Here is a 280-nt window from a genome sequence, read left to right on the forward strand (position 1 = left end):
GTTTTAGCGGCTAAAGAAGGAAGTGCAAGCCCTAACCCTTGGCGTCAGAGCCTTCCACGCAGCTTTTTTCGGGTGTCGTCGCCCCATTTCTTTACGATAAACGCCTTATGTGACGGCAAAACCACACTGATGCGTTCGTATCCGGGCGGCACGCTGCTCTTGAAAGGATGACCCGCAATCTCCGCGAGTGCCTCGCGGTCAAGGTCGGTGGACTCCAGGAGAAGAGGTAGGGGAGTTTCCAGGGCGTCGGCAATGGCCTCCATCACCTTCAACGAGGGGT

1 protein-coding gene is annotated in these 280 nt (G+C 56.8%); it reads right to left on the bottom strand.

Annotated features, from left to right (window positions below; translation table 11 throughout):
- Positions 1-44: 44 nt before the first annotated feature.
- A partial coding sequence (locus AC0L3J_RS38025) for a hypothetical protein (protein ID WP_473350550.1) occupies positions 45-280 on the bottom strand: 236 nt, incomplete at its 5' end.

Source organism: Bradyrhizobium sp. Kon37, assembly GCF_055807535.1.